At 68.3% G+C, this 22,586-nt stretch carries 16 protein-coding genes; 8 read left to right on the top strand and 8 right to left on the bottom strand.

Annotated features, from left to right (window positions below; all coding sequences use genetic code 11):
- The 3 genes from LB823_RS01210 to LB823_RS01200 all read right to left on the bottom strand — a co-directional run bounded on the left by LB823_RS01210 (nucleotide 1) and on the right by LB823_RS01200 (nucleotide 2,198).
- The gene (locus tag LB823_RS01210; protein ID WP_224644929.1) at nucleotides 1-1,113 is read right to left on the bottom strand and encodes an MAB_1171c family putative transporter; all 1,113 of its coding nucleotides are present in this window, start codon (nucleotides 1,111-1,113) and stop codon (nucleotides 1-3) included.
- Nucleotides 1,104-1,616, bottom strand: coding sequence for a hypothetical protein (locus LB823_RS01205; RefSeq protein ID WP_068523328.1), 513 nt, complete (start codon nucleotides 1,614-1,616; stop codon nucleotides 1,104-1,106). Before LB823_RS01205 ends, LB823_RS01210 begins: the two co-directional genes overlap by 10 nt.
- A 90-nt stretch (nucleotides 1,617-1,706) precedes the next feature.
- Entirely contained in the window at nucleotides 1,707-2,198 is a 492-nt protein-coding gene (locus LB823_RS01200) for a helix-turn-helix transcriptional regulator (RefSeq protein WP_068523327.1), read from the bottom strand.
- A gap of 184 nt (nucleotides 2,199-2,382) precedes the next feature.
- Between LB823_RS01200 and LB823_RS01195 the strand changes: the two genes are divergently transcribed.
- The gene (locus LB823_RS01195) at nucleotides 2,383-3,468 is read left to right on the top strand and encodes a hypothetical protein (protein ID WP_224644927.1); all 1,086 of its coding nucleotides are present in this window, start codon (nucleotides 2,383-2,385) and stop codon (nucleotides 3,466-3,468) included.
- 80 nt (nucleotides 3,469-3,548) lie between these two features.
- Complete coding sequence (locus LB823_RS01190; RefSeq protein WP_224644926.1) at nucleotides 3,549-4,490, top strand: iron-siderophore ABC transporter substrate-binding protein; 942 nt, start codon at nucleotides 3,549-3,551, stop codon at nucleotides 4,488-4,490.
- Here LB823_RS01190 and LB823_RS01185 read toward each other — a convergent pair.
- A complete protein-coding gene (locus tag LB823_RS01185; protein ID WP_224644925.1) occupies nucleotides 4,487-6,034 on the bottom strand; it encodes a TM0106 family RecB-like putative nuclease in 1,548 nt (515 codons plus the stop codon). The two genes, LB823_RS01190 and LB823_RS01185, sit on opposite strands and share 4 nt — an antisense overlap.
- A 96-nt stretch (nucleotides 6,035-6,130) precedes the next feature.
- Between LB823_RS01185 and LB823_RS01180 the strand changes: the two genes are divergently transcribed.
- Nucleotides 6,131-6,826, top strand: a complete 696-nt coding sequence (locus tag LB823_RS01180; protein ID WP_068523324.1) for a DUF6474 family protein — start codon at nucleotides 6,131-6,133, stop codon at nucleotides 6,824-6,826.
- Between the two features lie 1,232 nt (nucleotides 6,827-8,058).
- Here LB823_RS01180 and LB823_RS01175 read toward each other — a convergent pair.
- From LB823_RS01175 to LB823_RS01160, 4 genes are all read right to left on the bottom strand, one after another.
- Nucleotides 8,059-12,171: an ADP-ribosyltransferase domain-containing protein gene (locus LB823_RS01175; protein ID WP_224644924.1), complete on the bottom strand. Its 4,113-nt coding sequence runs from the start codon at nucleotides 12,169-12,171 to the stop codon at nucleotides 8,059-8,061.
- Nucleotides 12,172-12,215: 44 nt separating this feature from the next.
- Nucleotides 12,216-12,803 (bottom strand): hypothetical protein, encoded by a 588-nt coding sequence (locus tag LB823_RS01170; RefSeq protein ID WP_224644923.1) that lies wholly within the window; start codon nucleotides 12,801-12,803, stop codon nucleotides 12,216-12,218.
- Nucleotides 12,804-12,894: 91 nt separating this feature from the next.
- Entirely contained in the window at nucleotides 12,895-13,191 is a 297-nt protein-coding gene (locus LB823_RS01165; protein ID WP_107504231.1) for a WXG100 family type VII secretion target, read from the bottom strand.
- Between the two features lie 85 nt (nucleotides 13,192-13,276).
- A complete protein-coding gene (locus LB823_RS01160) occupies nucleotides 13,277-13,609 on the bottom strand; it encodes a WXG100 family type VII secretion target (protein ID WP_068627341.1) in 333 nt (110 codons plus the stop codon).
- Nucleotides 13,610-14,182: 573 nt separating this feature from the next.
- Here LB823_RS01160 and LB823_RS01155 point away from each other — a divergent pair.
- From LB823_RS01155 to eccCb, 5 genes are all read left to right on the top strand, one after another.
- Nucleotides 14,183-15,604, top strand: coding sequence for a DUF4185 domain-containing protein (locus LB823_RS01155; protein ID WP_224644922.1), 1,422 nt, complete (start codon nucleotides 14,183-14,185; stop codon nucleotides 15,602-15,604).
- Nucleotides 15,605-15,652: 48 nt separating this feature from the next.
- Nucleotides 15,653-15,949, top strand: a complete 297-nt coding sequence (locus LB823_RS01150) for a hypothetical protein (RefSeq protein WP_224644921.1) — start codon at nucleotides 15,653-15,655, stop codon at nucleotides 15,947-15,949.
- Between the two features lie 54 nt (nucleotides 15,950-16,003).
- Nucleotides 16,004-17,362: an EsaB/YukD family protein gene (locus LB823_RS01145; RefSeq protein WP_224644920.1), complete on the top strand. Its 1,359-nt coding sequence runs from the start codon at nucleotides 16,004-16,006 to the stop codon at nucleotides 17,360-17,362.
- Nucleotides 17,363-17,667: 305 nt separating this feature from the next.
- A complete protein-coding gene (locus LB823_RS01140) occupies nucleotides 17,668-18,390 on the top strand; it encodes a hypothetical protein (RefSeq protein WP_224644919.1) in 723 nt (240 codons plus the stop codon).
- A 28-nt stretch (nucleotides 18,391-18,418) separates the two neighbouring features.
- Nucleotides 18,419-22,582 (top strand): type VII secretion protein EccCb, encoded by a 4,164-nt coding sequence (gene eccCb / locus LB823_RS01135; protein WP_224644918.1) that lies wholly within the window; start codon nucleotides 18,419-18,421, stop codon nucleotides 22,580-22,582.
- Nucleotides 22,583-22,586: the final 4 nt, after the last annotated feature.

Here is a 22,586-nt window from a genome sequence, read left to right as displayed (position 1 = left end):
TTAGATCTGCAGTTCCTCCGCCGGCGTCGCCCCGACCGCGTCCGACAGGACGAGGAGCGGGGCGGCGTCGTCGTCGATGGAGGGGCCGTCGGGCGGCAGCACCATCGACGACGGTGCCGGGGCCGCCCCGGCCTCGTTGCGCAGGTCGATCGCGACGAGCAGGTTGTGCACGTTCTCCTCGGGCACCCCGTCGCCGAAGTCCTCGGGCAGGTAGGGGCTGAGCTGCACCAGCACGTCGCGGATCTCGACGACGCGGCGCTGGAAGCGCAGGTGCGGGTCACGGCGGGCCTTGCCCGCGTCGAGCACCACCTCGGGGACCGCGGTGGTGAGCAGCGTCCACAGCGGCTCGAGCCGCTTGTAGTCCCGGCGGTGCTTCTTGCGGTACTGCATCTGCACGACGAAGCCGCGCACGCCCGGGTAGCTCAGGCCCACGACGAACAGCAGGATGCCGCCCGCGGTGCAGGCCTGCGACAGGGTGAGCAGCACCGGCCAGGAGGCGACGTGGCCCGCGCTGGTGAGCACGAACGCGACCTGGGTGAGCGAGCCGACGGCGGTGATCGCGAGGCCCGCCGACATGAGCCGCAGCGACGTCGTGAGGTAGCCGTCGGCGAAGGGCATCAGCCGGGTCAGGGAGAGCACGCAGTCCGCGAGCCCGTACATCAGGTAGCCGCCGGCGATGACGAAGAAGACGGCGAAGCCCAGTTCCTGCACGGTCAACGTGTCGAGGCTGGCGTCGCGCAACGACGGCGGCGTCACGTTCATGGCGACGGACAGGCCCACCACGGCGGCGATGAGCGGGATGGCCTCCATCCCCGCGCGACGTTGCCGGGCGGATTCGGTGGGGCCGTAGAAGAAGGCGACGGCGAGCGCCGCGACGCCCAGCGCCAGCGAGGCGTAGCCGCCGAGGCGGGAGGCGCCGCGCCAGAGCGCACCGTCGATGGTGGGAGCGAGCGGCGAGCCGAGGAGGAGTACGGCCAGCGTGAGCGCGGCGATGGCGACGGTCACCGCGACGGCCTGGATCCCGGCCTTCGCGCGGTAGAGCCGGTCGATGCGCCAGCACAACACCAGGGTGAAGAACGCGACGCCGAGTACGTTCACGAGCTTCACAGCCACCGGGAATGACCTCCCAGGGCGCGCTGGATGCCGCGCAGGCTGTCGTGTTTGGCGGTGCGGCCCGCGAGGGCGCCGGCCTCGGAGGCCCAGCCGAGAATGATGGAGGCGATCATCTCGGCCTCCCACTCGTGCTCGTCGTCGTAACAGGTGCGGTGCAGGGCGGCGTCGGCCTCCGGGGAGGACATCTCCGCGGTCTGCGGTGCGGCCGCTGTTGGACCGGCGTTCTGGTGGCCTGCGATGAGGTGGCCGAACTCGTGGATGATGATCTGGTCGCGGTGCGTCCGCGAGGTGTTCGCCTGATAGAAGAAGTAGTCGGCGTCGTCGCCCACGAGCCACAGTCCGTTCGGCATGCCGACGGGCAGCGGCTGCGAGATCACGAGGATATCGCGGCCGCGCCGCTTGCCGTACTTCTCGCACAGCTGGACCGCGTCGAAGGGCAGGTCCAGGTCGAGGCTGCGCACCTCGTTCTCACACAGGCGGCGCAGCGCTTTGACGGAACGCACAGCCCACCTCCACACGGTCGTAGAGGGACGACGCGCGCCGGAGGCACACTCACGGCGCCCGGACGGGCTGCGGCGTGTCAGCCGGTGAGGCTAGAGCCCCTCATTTTCGCGCGAGTCTACGGGAAGCTCGGGCGGGTCGGCGGGCAAGCCCTGCTGCACTCGCAACACCTTGATGAGCTCGTTGACCATGTTCACCGAGTCGGGCGAGAGCCCTGCCAGGCGGAACGCGGCCATCTGCACCTTGGTGTCGGCCTGCAGGCGCATGAGGTGGATCTGGTCACGGGTGCGCTGGGCGGCCTCGTCCTCGAGGAAGTAGTGCACGTCCACGCCGAACGCGGCCGAGATGCCCTCGACGGTGCGGAAGGACGGCGACTTCGCCTTGCCGGAACGCAGCTGGCTCAGGTACGACTCGCCCAGGCGGAAGCCCAGGGCGGTCGAGCGCTGGGCGATCGCCTTCGCGGTGAATGCGCGGCCGTTCGGGCCGGGCACCGTGCGGAACAGCTCCTCGAGCCGACTCGCGAACAGGCCCTGGCCCACCAGAGCGTCGCTGTCGTACTTATTACCTGTATCCACTTGTGCCATCCCTCTCTATCACCGGCACGACCTGTGACCCGCGGAACACATTATGTTGCGAGTCCACAAGCCTCGATCACACTATAGCGCACTTCACCATGGAACACGACCGCTTCGTGATCGACTATCGTCCGCATGGGCGGATACTGTATTCTTACCTACGCCTGTGGATGAAGAGCGGAAGGGGTGTGTTGTGTCGCGTCCGACCCATCTCCCGCGTCGACTTCGCGCCATCGGCATCACCGCTCTCGCCATCGGCGCCATCGCCTCCGCGCCCGCTTGGGCGACCCCCGATTCATCGGATTCCGACAACAGCTCCGGCTCGGGTAGTTCGACCTCGCAGAGCACCGGAAGCAGCGACTCCTCGTCGTCGAGTGATGCCGGCGACGCATCGTCCACGTCAGGTACCGCGGGTCGAGCGACGGGCAACGACTCCCGAATCGGCAGCAACGGCTTCGGAGCCGGCAGCAGCTCCTCTCGCGGCAGCGGCTCGGACGAGTCGAACGACACCGGGTCGTCGAACGGCGCCGGCACGACAACGGGCGACGAGACCGAGACGGGCAGTAACAAGCCCGACAAGGACGAGGACAAGGGCCACGGCCACGGCGGCGGCCTGATCGGCATCATCGGCGGCATCTTCGGCGGTGGCGGCTCGAGCAGCGGCGGCTCGACCGGCACCGCGACCCCGCCCACGATCCCCAGCGCGGGCGGCTCCGATTCGGGCTCGTCGTCGAGCTCGTCCGCCGGCTCCACCAACTCGACCGGCTCCGGCGGCGCCTCGATCTCCAGCGGCAGCGGCGTCCGCACCGGCAATCCGCTCCCCGAGTCGACGTCCTCGGTCAACGACGGCAGTGATGGCGGCACCGCGCAGGCCCCCAGCGTTCCGGCGGCGCGTCCTGCGGCGGTAGCGCCCGCCGCCCCCGTCGTCGTGGAGCCCGTCATCGTCCCGCCGATCGTCGTGGCGGGCCCGGTGCTCCCGGCCCCCGCTCCCGCACCGGCGAAGCCCGCCGCCCCGAAGCCGGCGGCTCCGGCCCCCGCGGCCCCGGCACCGTCGAACAACGACCGCACGCCGGCGGAACAGAGCTCCGGCAGCAGCGGGAACAGCACCGTGTTCGCGGCGGCGTACACGTCCGCGCAGCGCGTGGCGCCGGTCGCGGCGGAGACGGCGCGGCAGCTCTCCCCCGCGATGATCGCCATCCTCGGCGGCATCGCGCTCCTGGGCAGCGGCAGCTTCGCCGACGCCCTGCGCCGCGCGCATATGCGCCAGGCCCAGGCCTAACCTCCCGAACAGCTCCCGAGCCCCTCGCCGGTATGAGGGCGCCCGCACCACTCCAACTATCCTTAGCCTAACCTAAAGCGATGACCTCTCCGAGTCCTCGCTCCCCGATGCGCCGCCCCCTCAGCCGACGATCGCTGCTCCTCGGCGCGGGCGGCCTGGGCACCGCGGCCGCGCTGTCCGCGTGCGGCGCCGACGGCACGTCCGCGCAGACGGGCGACGACGGCCCGAAGCGGGTGGTCGCGCTCTCCACCGGGCACCTGGATCATTGCCTCGCGCTGGGGACGGTGCCGGTCGGCCTCGCGGTGGTCGCCCCGGAGGCGAGCAACAGCACCGGGATCCCCCAGTTCATCCGCGACGCCTTCGGCGACAAGTACGACCTCGACGCGATCCGGATCGTCGGCGAGCGGATGACGCCGGACCCGGAGAAGATCGCCGCACTCAAGCCCGACCTGATCCTGTCGAACAAGCGGGCCGACAAGTCCCTCAACGAGCAGCTGGCGAAGATGGCCCCGACCGTGCTCACCGCGGGCGGCTCGGAGGCGTTCAAGACCGATCTGACGACCGTCGCCGAGGCGCTGAAGCGGCAGCAGGCCGGCGAGAAGCTGCTCGCCGACTACGAGGGCCGCGCCCGCGCGTGGGCGCAGTCGCGCGGCGACGCCGCGACCGTCTCGCTGGTCCGGGCGCGGGGCGATCAGTACCTGTACTTCGGGACGCTGGCCCTGGCGAGCATCGTCGGCACGGACGCCGGCCTGACCCGCCCTGCGGCCCAACGCTTCTCCGACGTCGCGAGCCGCGCGCTGTCGCCGGAGGAGGTGGGGATGCTCGACGCCGACTGGCTGTTCTACTCGTTCCCGAAGGCCTCGCGCGACATGACGGAGGCGGCGCTGTGGAAGAAGCTGCCGGTCGTCGAGCGCGGGCGCGCTTTCGAGGTCGACGTCGACCCCTGGTTCCTCAACGCGTCCACCGTCGCCGCGGAGCGCGTCCTCGCCGACATGCAGAGGTTCACGGCCGGCAGGCCCTAGCCGCCCACGACCGGCAGCGCGAGCACCTTCTCGCTCGACATGAACGCGCGCAGCGCCGCGGTGGCCTTCACGTCGTCCTCGTTGTAGTCGAGGATCCGCTGCCGCTGGACGGCCCGGTCCTCGTCGGCGAAGCCGGCGTCGATCCCGACGCCCACGCGGTACCAGAGCATCGACGCCTCGCCGCCGGCCTCCGCGTCGCGCCAGTGGAATCCGGCGACGGGCGCCACCTTCTTCAGGCCGCGACCCTCGAGGGAGAGGAAGGCGTCGCCGACGGCGTCGAACATGTCGACCCACTCGGGCGAGGCGATGAACTCCTCCACGGCCCGCCGCACGGGCACGCCCGGCTCGCCCGCGAACCGGTCCGCAGAGGCCAGCAGCCACTTGTTCTCGGCGTTCTGCGAGTAGCAGTACGCGGCGAAGGTCTTGCCCGCGGAGTGCGCCTCCGCGCGACGGTCCATGAGGAAGGCCCAGAACTCGGCGAACGAGCGGGCCTCGTCGCGCGTGGGCACGGGGTCCCAGGTGACGAAGGGCCGGTAGCCGAGGTCGACGCCGTCGCGCCGCAGCCATGTGCCCCACAGGTAGGCGCCGTACTCCTGGTAGCTCTCCATGTCGACGTCCACCTCGACGTCGGCCCGGCGCACCTTCACCTCGGGCCGCCGCCGCACGAGCACCTGCCCGTCCCGCCACGCGCGGGCCATGGCCCGCAGGTCGGCGATGGGCACGGGCACGTCCTCGGGCTGGGGCCCCGCGTACTCGGCCAACTGGTCGACGGTGCCGATGCCCGCCTCGCGCAACCCGGGCGCCGACCGCCCGTCGGCCACCAGGCTCACGTCCCGCGCGAGCGTCAGGGTCTGCGCGCACTGCGGCCACCACGGGCACCGTCGGCATTCGGCCACCCGCACGGGCTCGGTCTCCACGGTGCCGGCCAGGACGGCCCGACGGTCCGTGAACCGCTCGTCATAGGTGGCGAGGAGCGGCCCGACCTCCTGGACGACGATGCGCGCACCGTCGACCCCGATGCTCCCGCCGAGCAGCGTCCGGGACGCGAAGCCCGCGTCCTGCAGCATCCGGGTGAGGTGCGCGAGGCGCATCTGGTCGCCGCGGTGCTGGCGGGAGCGGACGGTCTCGTCCTCGCGGGGCTCCCAGCGGTCCAGCGGCGAGGTCACCGCGCCGGCGCCGGGGTCGCAGGTCTTGTGGTTGACGACGATGACGGGGATGTAGCCGTCGGCGAGGCGGACGAGGAGCTCGCTGTGACCGCGGCGGTCGTGCGCGGTGGGCAGCACGGCGTTCCAGATCCGGTCGGCGCCGGCCTCCATCGCGGCGAGGGTGCGGCGCACCGCGCCCTCCCCCGGCTCGATGACGGTGAGCCCGGGCAGCCGGTCGCGGACGGACGCGCGGAAGACTGCCGCGGCCTCCACCCGCAGCGCCATGCCCGGGTCGGGATCGCCCTGCGGGGCGCGGGCCTCGAGCGCCAGACGGTGCCGACAACCGGTGAGCGAGCGCGCGCTCACCGGAGTCGTCTTGATGCCCTGGTCGATGTCCACTGCTTAGCAGTATGGCGGGCGGCACCGACAACCCGCGGAGCCGCGCTGTGCAATGCTGTACCGGACGGCAGTACTGACCTACAAGGACGTGCACTGATGGGTTTGTTCGGCAAGAAGACGAAGTCCTCCCGCGCGGAGCGCCGCGCGCAGGCCAAGGCGCTCAAGTCCAAGGGGCGCCTCGAGGCGAAGCTCGCCGCCAAGAACGCCGACCGTGACGCCAAGCGCGTCGTGAAGAACGCGTCGAAGAGCGAACGCAAGGCGCTGAAGGCCGACCTGCAGCGCTCGAAGATCGTGGCGAAGGCGCAGGGCAAGGCCGATGCGGCCAACCTGAAGATCGCCGAGACCCAGGCCCGCGCGGCCGTCGACGGCAAGCTCCTCTCCGAGGCGCGGCTCAAGCGCTACATCTCGACCGCGCGCCTGCTCGCGCCCGTCGTGGTGCCGATCGCCTACCGCGCGGCGCAGGCCGGCCGGAACCAGCTCGATGCGGCCAAGGCCTCGCGCCTCGGCGTGCCCGTCGACGAGGTCGCGGCGTTCGCCGGCTACGGCGGCGGCCTCTCGGCCCGCGTCGCGGCGGCCCGTCGCTCGCTGGACCAGCTGGCGGCCACGCACCCCGATGCGGAGACCAAGTCCTTCACCACCGCGGTCGCGCAGCGCCTCGACGACCTGGGCACGGCCATCACCGCGTCCGAGTCGATGCCGCCCGCGCGCCGCCGCCCGGCACACCAGGCCATCGCCCGCGAGCTGGACGGCATCGACGCCGACCTCCTCAACCGCCTCGGCGTCAGCTCCTAGTCCTGCGCTCCGCGCGGCGGTTATGCGCTGCCGCACGGAGACGTCGGACAAGTTGAGGACTGTTGCCGAACGAGAATCGGCCTGGCAATCGCCCTTCCTCGTTTGAAGACGGCATTCGCCTCACGTTCGATCGATTCGAAGGCGCGGCACAGAGGAAAGAAGCCTTCGTCCGTGTGGTGGGGGTAGAACGTGGTCGCGCAATCGCGCGCTTCATTGAATGACCAGTGGACACTCTTCTCTTTAGCGTCGCGCCGTCGATGACATTCAGATCATCCTCGGCCGAACGTATTGTATTGGATGATACCGTCGCAGCCGGGTACGGTGCTGGTTCGGTGATGCGGCGACTCTGCTGCCTTCGGAATTGACGAACCGAACATTCTCAGAGGTCGCTGCAATTGATCTGCCCCCAATCGATGCGATAGCGACAATGGATTTTGTTGAGCATCTCACTGTTGCCTTCAAACGCCTTCTCGATCTCGGTCGATCAGAACATGTTCCGGAATGCGTCCGTCGGGCGTCCGTCGGATGCCAGTCATCTGACCCTTGCAATGCATTCGCGGTTTCTCCGGCGCGCGGTTCACGTACTCCCAGCCGGGGATGGCGCCTCCCTTCGACCAGGTTGCCTTAGGAAGGCTTGAGGGCCATACACCAGTGTGCTACGGGTCGCCGGATTTATAGTGCGCCCCCTGGTTTGGGGCAGATACGTGCCGGGGAGTGGGCGTGTTCCACATCCCATACGCAGTTGTAGTACATGAGTGCCACCACACGCTCGGTGGAGCCGCGCGATGGGTACGGGACTTGAAAGAAGTCGGGCGTTGCGAGCTCGGACAGGCCTTCCCTGCCTTCGATGATCGGCATTAGCCTGTCCGCATCGTCACCCGCGTCGTGTTAATCCCGGCCAGCCACGCCCGACATCGACACCGAGGGACCACCGTATCGTCGGGCCCGCACTGCTGCTGCGAGATGTCATCTTTTCGCGTGCGGTAACGCCCGTGGGGAATTAACAGGCGATCAACGTCCCCTACTCATCAAATTTCGGAGAAGCCTCTGTCGTTCGCCCATCCAGGTAAGCCTGTTGCCTCTCAGCTTGAAACGCCTTCAAGTTGCGTTCAGCTTCCTCGATTTCAGCAGGAGCTAATGGTTCCAAACCGAATTCTTCAGGACTTCCGAAAGTTCTTCCATTTACTGATTCCGACACTCTACGTCCACCTCTCTTGGTTTTTTCGGCCATTTCAAGGAGCCACCCTCTGGATCATTGCAATGATGGTTTCTCCGGTGACCGGATCCACACTCTTGCTCAGCACTTGGAATAGGCTATCCGTAGGAAACAGTACTTCCATCTCCCCGGGAATCGCAGAGAGGGGCTCGACATACTTTCCAGATGTCGATTGAATAATGAATCTGGTATTTCCAGAGAAGGCTTTAGTCGGATCGATGGTCGTACTTGTGAATGGCGCCTCCCGCACGACAGCCCCTGGCTGATATCGCGCAAGATCGGCCGGACTCAGATCGACGCCGCGAACGACTTGCCCGCTGTAGTCGGGAAGCTTCGCCAATGCTGCGTTAATCGCATTGGCCATTGTTCGCTGCTCTCCGGTAACCACACCGCTCCTCAATCCTGCGTTCAAGGTCTGATAGTGCTTATTACCAGTGTAGTCGAGAATCGCCTGCCTGTCCGCCCCAGTAAGACTCTGCCTAGCTGCGATTCCGCTGGCTTCGTCTGTGGTTGTGCGGAGGGCTGCTACCGCAGCCTTCTCGCCACCTTCCTTGAGGGCATTGGATGCGATCTGCTCTCCGCCGACTCGGAGAAGGCCTCCGAGTGCGCGGCCTGCGCCAGGTGCGGCGGCGGCGACGCCGACGACGTCGAGGATGCCGAGGAATGTGTCCAGGCTCTTGTCCTGTACGACGCCCTTCGACATGTACTGCGTGCCTTCGTACCCGTTGGTCGAAGAGATCGTCGACGTGTTTATTCCCATCCCGACGTCTTGGGCGACGCTAAACCCGCCGTCAGGGCGTGCGACAATATTAGCCATCAACGGCTTCCCGTTACCACCGATGATGGGCTTTCCGTCGGGGCCGGTCATCGGCGCCTCGTAGGTGCCGTTTCCGGTCTGGATTATCTGACTGGGGTCGAACTTGGGGACGAGGCCGTACTCGCCGAGGGCCTCAATGAGTGCAGCGTAGGTCCTCTTTACCTGCCCTTGAGCGGCAGTAATCGCCGCCCCGTCACCCGGGCTCATATACAGGTCGCGCACCGCACGCTCGTAGGCTTCTTGGGCGGGCTTGACCTTTTCGTTGAAGATCTTCAGGCGTGCTGGATCGCCGAGCTCGTTGATGCGGCTCGCGGCGAGGACCTCTTCGTCGACGCCGTTGATCCGATAGTGCTTGGCGAGACCTTGCTGCCCCATATTCGTGATGGTGGACTCGATCACGTCTCCGTTGGCGTTTACGCCGGTCGTCTCGTAAACGTTGCCTGTCTCGCCCGTGGTGATCGTGTCGGTGTATCCGCCGCCGTACTGGTCCGCAACGTCGACATGGGTGCGCTGTTGGGGGCTGGTGTTGTCGACGGTTCCTTGGTTGCCGGGTGTGTCGGTCCACGTCGAGGAGACGGGCTTTCCGTCAGGGCTGAGGGTGGTGTGGCCGTCGATGCGGGTGCCGTCGAAGGTCTGGGTGATCGTCTCGATCCCGTCGAGGGTGCGCGTCGACTGCGTACGGCTGGTCGCACCGTCACCACGCACGAGGTAGGTGTCTACCTGCTTGCCGGGGTCGCCGATCGACACTGAACTGATGTCGTTGTCCTGCGGCGTCCCCGGCACCGGGGACTTGACTTTCACCTGCGCTCCGCCGGCTTGTAGCTGCGGCACGATCAGCCCCGCCACCGGGCTCTGCCCCAGATCGGGGGCGAGCTCTACCGACACGATCGGACCGGTGTCCTTGACGACCTTGCCGCTGGGATCGATGTGGTAGCCGAGGGCCTGCAGCATTGCCGAGTTCATCAATCCTGACTGGACAAGTCGGGTCAGCTCAGCCGACCTGTCACCAGGCGCAGGAACGCCACCACCAGTGTTGACGTTCGGGTCGGCGACGCTCTTGACACCGACCTCGGAGCCCGAAACGTCCTGGAAACTGCTGCCGGTGTCGGTGACGGCTCCGACGTAGGTGTCGGGCTGCTTGTCGTCCTGACCAGATTCGGCGTCCGGCTTCGGCGGCGCCTCTGGTGCGGGGGTGGGCCGGTACGGCTGCGGGTCGGTGTTCGCGGTACCACCACTGCTTGCTCCAGCAGAAGGACTGTAGGGCTCGGATTGGACGTTCGGGGTCGTGGTGCCCCCATTGCCCTGTGGCCGCTCGAAAGGGGCGTTGACCGCGTTCGTCGTCGTCGGCCCCGAAAAGCCATCGGACTGTACCGTCGGCGCCGAGCCGCCCGCAACCTGCCCGACGGAAGCGCCAGCACTAGCGCCTGCGGTGGCCCCGCCGCTAATATCCGCGATCTGCGATCCTGAAGGCGGCTTGATCTGCGCCCCCGCAGGAGCGTCCGCGATCAGGGGGTACAACGCGTTCTTGTTCGGGGCGATGTGTTGGGTGATCGTCGACGTTTGGTCGTCGACCTTATCGATGGAGTACCAGGTGGGTTGATCGCGTCCGACTGCGTCTTTCGCCCACGGAGTCTTGATCGTACGGACGATCTGTCCGGTGCCGCTGTTGACCAACACGACGGAGCCGTCGGCGCGTTCGATGAGTTCCTCATCGGGACCGGTCGCGACGTTGGTGGTGAAGTTTCCGGGGCTATCAGGGGTGGCGAGGATGTACCAGGCTTTGGGTTCTCCGCCTTCGAGATCGGGGAGGGTGAAGGTGACGTATCCGCCGTTGTCGGCGTGGATGTCCACGTCGGGCGTGGTGACGTGCACTTCGCCGGTGTTGGCGACTGCCTGGCCTGCTTCGAGGTTTTTGAGGGTGAGGGCGTCCAGGGCGGAGGTGAGTGTTTCCTTCGCGCCTTCGCGGGCGAGTTCGCCTGGCTTGGTCGCCCACTCCACCAGCCCGTATACCCAGCCGACGAACGGCACCGCGGCGGGCGCATGGGTTGCCGCCGAGCCGGCTGCGGCGACGGGGTCGGCCAGGATCTGCTCGGGTGTCGCCGACGCCACGGCACGACCAGCACCCGCAACGGGGCTGGTGACGTTCGAGAGCAGCCCCGTCCACGCGCGCACGGGGTCACCACCGACACCGATCAGCGCGGCATTGCCGGCGATGGTGTTACCGAACCGGTCGACGGCTCCGCCGACGAACCGTCCCGGCACCGAGACCACCTGACCGACCGCATTCTCCGCGATCGACTGCGCCTTCGACTCCTCACCCGACCATCTACGCCCGGCCGACTTTTTGCGCGGCTGCTCGCGCAGCAGGGTGTTCGGGGAGGCGAGCATCATCATCGCCGTCGGAACACCAGTGGGATCGAGTCCGAGGATGTTCGTCGCCTGCCCGTCCCGCACGAGCTTCTGTGCCTGCTCGCTCGTGGGATCGGTGAGGAGCTGGTCGCCGACCTTGATCCCGTCCGGGGTCACCTGCGGCGCGAGTTGCTGGCCGCGGGCGGTGATCTGCTGCGGAACCGAGGTGACCGCACCGGCTACGGCACCCAGCCCATCGGCGGTCGCCTTCGCGGCGCGTCCCGGAGCACCGGTCACGCCACCGGCAGCGGAGGCCGCACGCGAGGCGGTCGACCGCGCACCCTGCGCCACAACACCACCCGCCACCGCTCCGCCAGGCAGCGTGGAGAAGTAGTCATTGACCGGCACCATCGCCTCGGTGCCCGCGTTGATCACCGCGGCCGCCTGCTGCCCGGCCACCGCCACCCGCTCGTGCACCACACCCGCGGCGCGAACGAGCTCATCCCACTCGCTGCGCAATCCCGAGTACTCCGTGAACGGAACGTTGACCTTGATCCATACCTTCTGCATGTGCTCGAACACCGCCCGCGCCCGCGCTTCGAGGGGTTTCAACGCTGCTTGGGAGGCGTCGAGTTCGCGGGCGAGTTCCTTGATCCCCGAACCGACCCGCGAGTACGACTCCACCGCCGCGCCGAGTTGCATCGCCAACTCGCCGGGGACTCGGCCGCGGAAGAACTGGCCCTCCACACCGACGAACTCGGGTACCTCGAGTCCGCGAACCCGCGCATGCGCCGACTCCGCCGCCTCCGCGAACCCCAGATACAGACGCGCATGATCGAGTACCTCATCGACGCTCACCCCCGGCAGCGTGAACACCGCCTCCGGGAACCCGCCGACGATCAGATCACCAAGCAGCTCCAACTCCCCGACGATGCCGTCACCAGGAGTGATGTCGAAACTCATCGCAAGAGGCCTCTCTAGGCAGTGACTATGGGGCGCGGAGGGGGTCAGGCGGGCAGGCGGATGCCGTAGCCGCGAAGAAGCTCGTTCTCCAGCTGCGGCAGTCTGTTCCGGTCGAAGGTGCTCACACCGACGTAGATGGCCAGTGTCTCCTTGCTCGTCTGCGCCGCGGTGTAGCGGCCGCTGACGAAGTACTCCCGCTCTGTCGCGGTCGCTGCGTAGCGGATTGTCACCGCCTCGGTGGGCAGGCCGCAGGGTCCGGCGACGGACCGCCGGGAGAGCACCTGCTTACGGGCGGTCTCCACATCGGCGAGCTGGGCGGAGGTGGTGATCTTCTTGTCGGTGGGCACACCGATCCACGCGTCGAGAGCGTCGCGGTTGGATGCGTCCACCAATCGGCCGAGTGCGAGGCGGGACGCACCAGCGGGGACGGCGCCCTCGTGCCACCCCGGTGCGGCAGGAATCTCCACGCGGACTGTGCCTTCCGCGCCCAGCGTCAGTGCCGGTTGAGGTACGGCACGGCAGCCGGCCGTGGTCGGTGCGGCTTCGGCGGGCGCGACGACAGCACCGGCGATCACGATACTGGTCAGCGCCGCTACCGACAGCCGCTTGGCAAGGGTGAAAATGGAGGACATCAGCTCAGTGATCCTTCGATAGACAACGACAGGGACGCGGCCGCGCAGGCACAGCGCGGCCTTGAGGACTATGACGAGCTCGTGAGGACAGTCAGTTGCGCGACAGCGCGGAGCGCACCTGCGACCGCATGTCACGAACCTGCTCGGTGTTCGTGCCGAGCGCGGTCTTCATCTGCCCGAGGATCTCGCTCACCGACGCCGCGGCGTTGTTCCACTTGGTCTGCACGCCGCGGTAGAGCACCTGCTCATCCGCGTTCCACTGCGACTCCACCGACGCGACGTACCCCTGCAACTGCTCCAGGTTCGCTTCCAACGCGGCGACGATCGACGCCAGATCATCACCGGCGGTCTCCGCGCCACCCTCGTCGTACGCATACATCTCAGACATGATCATCCCCTCATCGGAAGGCTCAGAAGCAGCTCACGGAAGTCCGTGGCTGCAGATCAAAAGTCGGGCTCGAAAAGCCCCAGAGTCAGCGGAACTTCGCCTGATCCCAGGCCATACCCCGAGCCGCCTGCTCAAGGTTCGCCGCCTGCTGCTGCTCACCGGAGGTGTACAGCTGCCCCGCCTGCCCCACCGACTCACGGATCGTCGTCAACGCCGCGTTGAGCTCCTTGAACGAAGCATCCCACCGCGTCGTCAACTGATCCCACGCGATGAACGACTGCCCCTTCCACGACGCCGGCAGCGCCTCCACCGCGGAGACGAACCGCTTGCCCTGAGCGTTCAACGCCCCCGACACCTGCTCGATGTTGGTCGCGTGCGTGGTCACCGCATGATTGGCGACTGAGAAACGAGTACCCATGGCCGTCGTGCCCCTCCGGGAATCTTCCGGGGCAAGACACCCCAGGTTGAATTTGCGCAGGACACTACAAGCGGTTACGACCGTTCGCAACAGTTACCGCAACCAACGTACCCTTCGTCACATCAAGTAGCGAGGGCTGAATCCGCGCGATAAGGTCGCCGCGATCCATATGAAAATCTCAGGTTTACTGGAGCGGCACTCCAGCGAACCCAGACCAGCGGGGAGCACGCCGTGGCGAAACATGCTGTACGTCACAACCGATCTCGAGGTACGTCCGTGCTCCTCTCGCGCGTGCGTGCCGCTGCGGTCGGCTCCGTGGCGGTGTGCACCGTCGCCGCGTGCTCGACTTCCTCAGCACCCTCTCAGACGGTGAAAGCGGGCGCGCAGCCCTCTCAGGTCAGTGCCCAGGGTTCATTTCCCTACGCCGTGCCCCCCGCTCCCGGGGTTCCGGGGCTCCCCATCGTCGCAGCCGCACCGAACGGTCCCGGCGGGCCGGGCGGACCCGCGAAACCGGCCGCTCCGGCCGCCGAACCTCCCGGGGCCGGACAGCCCGCCCTCCCGCAGGGTCGATCGGTGACGAACGCCTTCGTCTCGAAGATCACTGGCGCCCAGTCGTATTCACACACCGACAAGAACTGGGGCGTCGCCGGCGCGGCCTGGGCCGTGCCGTTCGCGGACTCGCGGGGACGAACTCTCGTCGCGTTCGGCGATACGTTCGGCGGCCCGCGCGCGACCGGCGAGCAGGCCACGACTCCGCCGCTGGTTGACGGTAGCGGATTGAACGTGCCGATCATTCCCTCGGCGGTCAAGATCCCCGTGCCCGACATCCCGTTGATCAACATTCGCGCCGGCGGCCAGCAGGGTTCAGGGTCCGGCAGCGGCGGCTCGGGCAGCTCCTCGGAGGGTTCCGGCGGCGGCACCGGGCAGCAGAGCCCCGGCGTCGGTTGGACGGGGACCACGGGACCGACGGGATTCGACTGGAGGTCCAATTCGCTCGCAGTCGCAGACGTCTCCAATCCCTCGGCGGGCATGAAGATCACCTCGTTCATCTCGGACCGCCCTGGCCACGCCAAGGAGATTCTGCAGAGCGCGAAGGCGAAGGGTGCCGAAGAGACCGTCATCCCGACCTCCGGGTTCGCGATCGGCGACCGCACCTTCCTGACCTACACCTCCATTCGGAACTGGGGTCCTTCGTCCGGGCAGTGGGTGTCGAACTACTCGGGCATCGCCTACTCGGACGACGGTGGCTCCACGTGGTTCAAGGCCCCGAAGGCCGTCTGGCGCAACTCCGAGCGGAACACGGCCTTCCAGATGACCTCCGCCGTCGTCGTCGGCGACGAGGTCTACCTGTACGGGAGCCCGCCCGGCCGCATCGGCGGCGTCTTCGTGTCGAAGACCAAGACCAAGGACGTCCTCGACTCGTCGAAGTACAAGGTGTGGAACGGCGGCGAGTTCTCCGCGGCGGAGAAGACCGCCCCGTCCCCCCTCGCCTGGGGTGCGCTCGGCGACTTCAACGTCGCCTATCATCCCGGCGTTCAGCGGTTCGTGATGGTCAATACGGACATGGTGCGCAACGCCATCGTGATGCGTCAGTCCGCGTCAGCGCTCGGCCCGTGGTCGGATCCCGAGATCATCGCCTCGGGCACCGACTACCCCAGCCTCTACGCACCGCGGGTCCTCCCCGGTTCCTCGGGCAACGATCTGTACTTCGTCGTGTCTCAGTTCAATTCGTACAACACGTACCTGATGCACACGAACGTCACCAAGCAGAATCCCAAGCCGCCGGCGCAGTTGGCCCCGGTCACCCTGCCCGGTGGAGCTCAGGTCCCGTCGATCCCGGTGCCGGACGTGGGCCAGAGTCCGCTCCCGAACGCGCCCTTCCTCCCGCCCGGGCCGGCGCAAGGGGCGCCCACCGGACCGACCAGCCAGCTACCTCCCACCACCGGCAAGCCCTCCCCCTCGTCGTCCACCGCGACGGCGCGGGCCGCGTCCTGACCGTTCCTGCTCCGCATCTCGCCATCTCGACCGGAAGGGCCGAAGCCGATGAACTCCTCGTTCTCCCAGTTCCCGCTCGACGACCTGCTCGACGCGAGCAGCAGTCTGCGGGTGGTATCCGCGTCGCTGTCGGCCCCGGCACGCCCCGCCGTCGCCGGCGCAGGAGCGGAAGCAGGTGCGGCGGTCAACGCAGCCATGGCCGGTCATGCCGAGGTCGGCGGGGTCTTCACCCAGCAGCTGATCGCGAACATCGCCGAGTTCGGCCGCGCCGCCGACGGTATCGCCGCGCGGGCATCGGCGTCGGACATCGCCGGCAAGGCCCTGTTCAACCGCGTGCAGGCGTGACCGGGCACGCGTCGAACGGCGCACACCTCACCTCCGCCCGGGCGGGGACGTTCCGTGGCTGAGTTCGTCCGGGTCACCGTCATCGGCCCGGAGGACAACGCCGCCGACGTCACCGCGCCGCTCCGACGCCCCGTCGCCGAGGTCGTCGACCAGGTCGCCGCCGTTCTCGGTCTCGATCCGTCCGACGAGACCGGATGGCAATTCGCGTCGGTGGCGGCCGGTCCCCTCGCCGCGCACGGGAAGCTCAGCGACTACGGCGTCGTGGACGGGGACCTGCTCTACATCGTGCCCGCCGCGAGCGAGGTCGCCGCACCGGAGATCTTCTCCGCGATCGACGTGGTCGCCGACTACGTCGAGGACGACCGCCGGATGTGGACCGGCAGCGCCCGGCATTCCGTCGTCGTGGGCTACGCGGGAATGCTGGTCATCGTGGCGGCCGTCGCCTTCGCCGTCACGGGGGGCCTCGTCGCCGGCGCATGCGCCGCAGCGATGGGCGCGTTCATCCTCGCGACCTACGCAGCCCCGGAGCCGGCCCGTCACCTCGTCTGGATCACTCCGATCTGCTTCGCCGCCGCGTCGGCGGCGGTGTTCCACGCGTCCCCGTGGCCGCAGGTCGTCCTCGCCACCGTCGGCGGCGGCCTGTGCGGAATCGCCATCACGACCTTCGTCCTGTCACCGGCCCGGTGGGCGATCGTCGCATCGTCGTCGATCGCCGGCGCAACCGCGATCGCCGCTGTGATCGCGATCCGGTTGGGAGTCAACGCGACCGCGCTCGCGGCATGGATTTCTCCGGTCCTCATCATCGGCCTCGCCTGCGCCGGAAGGCTCTCAGTGGCGTGGTCGGGACTGGGCGGCGTCGTGGCCCGCACCGAAGAGGAGTCTCCCGCCGCCTCGTACGAGGCCGGACGTGAGCGCCCCGGTCGACCCGAGATCGTGCGGCGGGCGTTCATCGCCACCGACCTTCTTGACGGGATCGTGTGGGCGTGCTGCGCGAGCGCCGTGGGAGCCGTTCTCGTGCTAGCGATCACGGGGGTCTGGGAGCAGGCGGCGTTCGGCGCCTACATCGGACTGGCCTTCCTCCTGCGGAGTCGAAGCTTCTCGGAGGTCCGGCACGTCGCGCCGATCATCGGCGTCGCGGTGACGAGTGCGTTCATCGTGCCGGTCGCCCTGATCGGTCAGCGCATCGGGGAGTCGGCGCCGTTCATCACCGCGGCCGCGACCATGGTCATCGCCCTGCTCCTCGGCGTGATCATTCTGTTCCTCGGCTACTTCGAGCTCCCCACCGTCACCGGCGCACGCCTGGCTCAGCTCTGGAACGTCGTCGATGCGCTCGTCCTACTGGGGCTGATTCCCATGCTGTTCTGGGCTCAGGGCATCTACCAGTACATACTTGGTACCGACCTGGGGCGCTGATTGTGACTTCGCACCCATCCAGCCGGCGATCCACACTCCCGCCAGCACCGCCGCCGCGGCGATCGCCGCGATCGCGACGGACCACAGCACGAGCATCACGACCGAAGCCGTCGACCGCGGGGGAAGTTTGCCGTTCAGGACCGCGGCAGTGGTCAACTTCGTACGGAGCGAATGCGCCTGCAGAATCCGCTGTCGTTCCGACCGTTCCCAGTGCACCCGCTGCGCCCGCTGACGCGAACCCGCTACCTGATCGTCGACCTGCATTCCGCAACGGTATCGCGCGCACGACCCCGAGAGGCCACTCCGTGATGAAATCGACAGTCCGCGCGCCGCAGCATCATTCGGCACGCTTCACCGGTGCCGTCCGCGGCGTCACGATCGCCGTAGCCGTGGTGGTTCTGCTAACCGGATGTTCCGCGCGCCTGACGCGAACACCCGACGCCCCCGCCTCCTCGGCCTCCAGCGCGCCGTCGGCACCGCGTGCGGCGGCAGCGATGGCCAAATGGGCTGCCATTCACAGCGGCCCCTACCTCACCCCGACGACGGCGCTGGAGTCCTACTCCTGGGCCGCCCTGGTGATGGGAAAGAACGCACCACGCTGCCAACTCGGCTGGGCCACACTGGCGGCCATCGGGCGCATCACCTCCGACCACGGGACGTCCCGGAGTCACCGCCTCGGGGACGACGCCGTCGTCCGGCCCTCCTTCCGCGAAGCGCAGAAGCCGGCGGCGAAGGACACGGACGGCGGATTCTACGACGGCGACGCTTCCGCGGACCTTCTCATGGGCCCACTTCTGTTCGCCCCCACCGTGTGGGAGCAGTGGGCCATCACCGCGAGCTCCGATACGAACACGCCACCCAACCCCGACAATCTCGACGATGCCGCCTTGACCCTCGGTCGCCTGCTCTGCGGCGCCGGCGCCGACATGTCGACCCCCGAGGGCTGGCAGAAGGCCGTCGCCTCGTACAACCCCGATCCCAAGTTCATCGAGGCGGTCAACTTCCAAGCCAAGTCGTTCACCGACTGAAGCGCCACTACGGCAGAAACGAAGATCCATGTCGGTCACAATCTTCCGCCGGCCCGCCCGCGGGCGTGGCCCCGAGCTGAACGTCGCTCCCCTCGACATCCCCGCCGTCCCCGCCACCGCCCGTGGCGCGGGCGGAATATCGACCGTCGTCCGCGCGGTGCTCCCGCTCGGCGCGGCGATCGGCGCCGGGGCGATGCTGTTCTCCGGCAACAACCCGATCCGGATGCTCGCCGGCGTCGCCATCATCGCCTCCATGGTGCTCGCCGCGATCGCCAGCGTGATCTTCGCCCGCACGGGTAGCCGCCGGGAAGCACGTGAGGCCCGCCTCGGGTACGTCGACTACATCGGGCGACTCCGCGTGGGTATCGACCAGGACATCCTCGACTACCGTGCCGCGATGGCGTGGCGCCACCCGGCACCCGAAGCCCTACCGCAGATCGCGGTCAACCGCCTCCGACTGTTCGAACGACGCCGCGGCGACATCGACTTCCTCGTGGTCCGCATCGGTGAGGGCATCGGCCCGATAGCGCGTTCCGTCACCCTTCCCGGCGCCTCCGGCTCCGCCGCGCCACCCGATCCGGTCGCCGCGGCGCATGCCGACAGGCTCCTTCAACGCGCGGAGTCGGTCATCGGAGTACCGGTCGCCGTCCGGCTGCGCGGCACGGTCTCGGTGCTGGGCGAGGGGCATGAGACCGGACGGACGATCACGGCCCTCGTGCTCGGCGCCGCCGCTCTTCACGCTCCCGCCGATCTGCAGATCATGCTGTGCACCACGCCCGATGACATCGGCACACCCCCCGACCCCGTCACCGGGGCAGGCCGATTCGACTGGATGAAGTGGCTCCCGCACACGGCCGACCCGGGGCGCTTCGACGGCCCCTTCCCCGCCCGCCGCATCACCACGGATCCGGACGAGATGCGGACGCGGCTCGTCGAACTCATCTCCGCGCGCATCACCGCCCTCAGCGACCGGGGCCACCGGTCGCGTTCGGAGTCCGCATGGGACGGCCCGACGCTCGTCGTCATCATGACCGAAGCCGCCCGCATCGGCAGTGGCCTAGGGGCGGGCACCGATCCGGCCGACCTGCTACCTCCGGGAGTCTCTCCCGAACAACTCGGGATCTGCTTCGTGACCGAGACACTGCGCCGCGTCGATGAGCCGGGACACGTCGATACCCGCGTACGCGTCTCCCCGACGGGCGAGGTGGATGTGACCGACCTGACGGGCGTCCTGACCAGGCTTCTCGGCGGCGACGACTCCGACGCCGACGGTGAGCCGGACACCACCGACGGCGCGACCGCCGTGCGGAGCTCGCGATCCGGATACGACGGCGATGACGGCCGGATCTCCGCGGCATCGATCAACGGGATCGACCTCGACAGTGGACCGGGATGGGTGAAGCGTCTCATCCTGGGGACGGACCGCGGGACCGTCGACGCCTGGACCCTCGAGCTGGCCACCGTCTGCGCCAGGCGGCTCGCGCCTCTGCGCCTCGTCGCGGACCCGATCCCGTCGAGTGCCCTCGAAGCCACCTTCGATCTTCCATCCCTGCACGACATCGGGGATCCCGCAGATCTGGACCCGGCGGCACTGTGGAGCACGCCGAGGCCGCTCGGCGATCACCTCAACGTTCCGATCGGCGCGGATGCGGCCGGCGCGCCGGTCCGCCTCGACATCAAGGAGTCCGGCCAGAACGGGATGGGGCCGCACGGCCTCTGCGTCGGCGCCACGGGATCCGGCAAGTCCGAACTCCTTCGAACGCTTCTCACCTCCATGGCCATCGCGCACCCGCCGGATCTCCTGTCGTTCGTCCTCGTCGACTACAAGGGCGGGGCCGCGTTCGCCGGGTTCGAACGCCTTCCCCACACCAGCGCCTCGGTCGACAACCTGGCCGACGATCTCGGGCTGGTCGATCGCCTGCACGACGCCCTTCTCGGTGAGCTCCAGCGGCGCCAGCGCGTCCTCGCCGATGCCGGCAACCTGCCGAACGTCACCGAATACCAACGCCTACGGCGGATCCGGCTCGCCGATCCCACTGCGGAGCCGCTGCCACCCCTCCCCGCGCTGTTCGTCGTCATCGACGAGTTCGGTGAGATCCTCTCGGCCAAGCCCGACTTCATCGATCTCTTCGTACAGATCGGGCGGATCGGCCGCTCGATCGGCGTCCACCTCCTCCTGTCCACTCAGCGTCTCGAGGAGGGCCGGCTCCGCGGTCTCGAATCACACCTCTCGTACCGGATCGGGCTGCGGACGTTCACGGCGCAGGAGTCCCGGACGGCACTCGGTGTGTCCGATGCGCACACCCTGCCCGCCGTGCCGGGCTCGGCGATCCTCAAAGTCGACCCCGACGTCTTCACGAGGTTCAAGGCCGCGTTCGTCTCCGGCCCGTACCGGCCCAGCGTCGAGCGCGTGCAGAGCGAGGCCGCGCCGGAGGTGTCCCGGTTCGAGTTCTCGCCCGTCGCGGAGAATCCCGGCCGCCATTCCGCAGCACCCACGATCGCCCCGACCGACACGACGACGCTCGACGTCATCCTCGACGCGCTCGATGCGCCCGCCCTCCAGTCCCGCCGCATCTGGCTGCCCCCGCTCCCGGCGGCCCTGCCCCTCGATCAGGTCGGCGCGGGCTCGACCCACTCCGTGGACGGCCTCGCAGTCGCGATCGGCCTCGCCGATGAGCCCAAACGGCAACGTCAGTCACCGCTCACGGTCGACTTCCGGGGAACGTCGGGCAACGTCTACATCTCGGGCGCCCCGCAGACCGGCAAGACGACCACCCTGCGGACCATCGTCTCCGCCGGCGCGATCAGCCACCCGCCGGCGACGCTCGGGTTCCACGTCATCGACGCGAACGGAACGGCGCTCGCGGACCTCGAGCGTCTCCCCAACACCGGGAGTGTCGCGACGCGCTACGACGGCGACCTCGCACGCCGGATCGTCGCCGATCTCCACGGCAGTCTTGATTCCCGCGAGCAGTTCTTCGCGTCGCGCCGAATCCAGGGTATCGCCGACCTCCGGGCGCGCATCGCGAACGGCGAGCAGTTCCCCGAGATCGTGACGGCCGACGTCGTCCTCGCGATCGACGGCTGGGCCTCCTTCAAGGAGAACCACGAGGACCTCGTCGACGTGGTCCAGGACATCGGCAACCGCGGTCTCGCGCTCGGTATCCACGTCGTCATCGTCGGTGGGCGATGGGCCGACCTCCGGATGTCGATGCAGGCAGTGATCGGCACCAAGATCGAGCACCGCCTCAACGATCCACTCGATTCGACGATCGGCCGCGCACAGAACACGCTGATCCGCGCCGATCAGCCCGGCCGTGTCATCACGACGGAACCCCTCGGCGCGCAGGTCCAGATCGCCCTCCCCCACCTCTCCTCCGACTCGGGCTTCGACGAGGTCGTCGAAGTGGCGCGGCACCGTGCCGCGGGTCAGGCCATGCCGCCGGTTCCCACCCTCCCCGACGCGCTCGCCTATCGAGGCTTCCGCTCCGGATTCCCCGAGCGCGAGCCGCTCCTCGTCGGCATCAACGAGACCGACCTCGCTCCGCTCGTCCTCGATCCGACGACGACCGACCAGCACCTGCTCGTCATCGGCGAATCCCGTTCGGGGAAGACGAACCTCCTCCGCGTGATCGTCGAGGAACTCGTCTCGACCCACACCGACGAGCAACTCGTCATCGGCCTCTTCGATCCCCGGCGCACACTGCAGGGCTTCGTCCCGGACGACTACCTGGGCGGATACGCGGGATCGCCGCCCGCGGCCGGAGCCCTTGCGGCGGGCATCGCGGAAGAACTGCAGCGGCGGCTCCCGCCGGAGGACCTGCAACAGCAGGCGGCGCCGTTCACGGGACCGCACATCTACCTCATCGTGGACGACTACGACCTGCTCGCGTCCGGCACCTCGAACAATCCGTTGGCCCCGCTGATCCCGTACCTCCCCTACGCGGCCGACATCGGGCTGCACCTGGTGGTCGCCCGCCGTTCAGCAGGCATCAGCCGCGCGCTCTACGACAGCGTCGTCGGCGGAATCCGCGAGCACAACGCCACGATGGTGCTGTTCTCCGGCGACCGCCAGGAAGGCAGCCTGGCGCCCGGCGTCCACCTCACCCATCAGCCGCTCGGCCGCGTGCGCATCATCCGGCCCCATTCCGCACCCGTCCACGCCCAGACCCTGCTCCTCGAGTCCGACTGACCGG

The organism is Tsukamurella sp. M9C (assembly GCF_020169415.1).
In the GTDB taxonomy this organism is placed as follows: Bacteria; Actinomycetota; Actinomycetes; order Mycobacteriales; family Mycobacteriaceae; genus Tsukamurella.
This window is presented reverse-complemented; position numbering and strand designations above follow the sequence as displayed.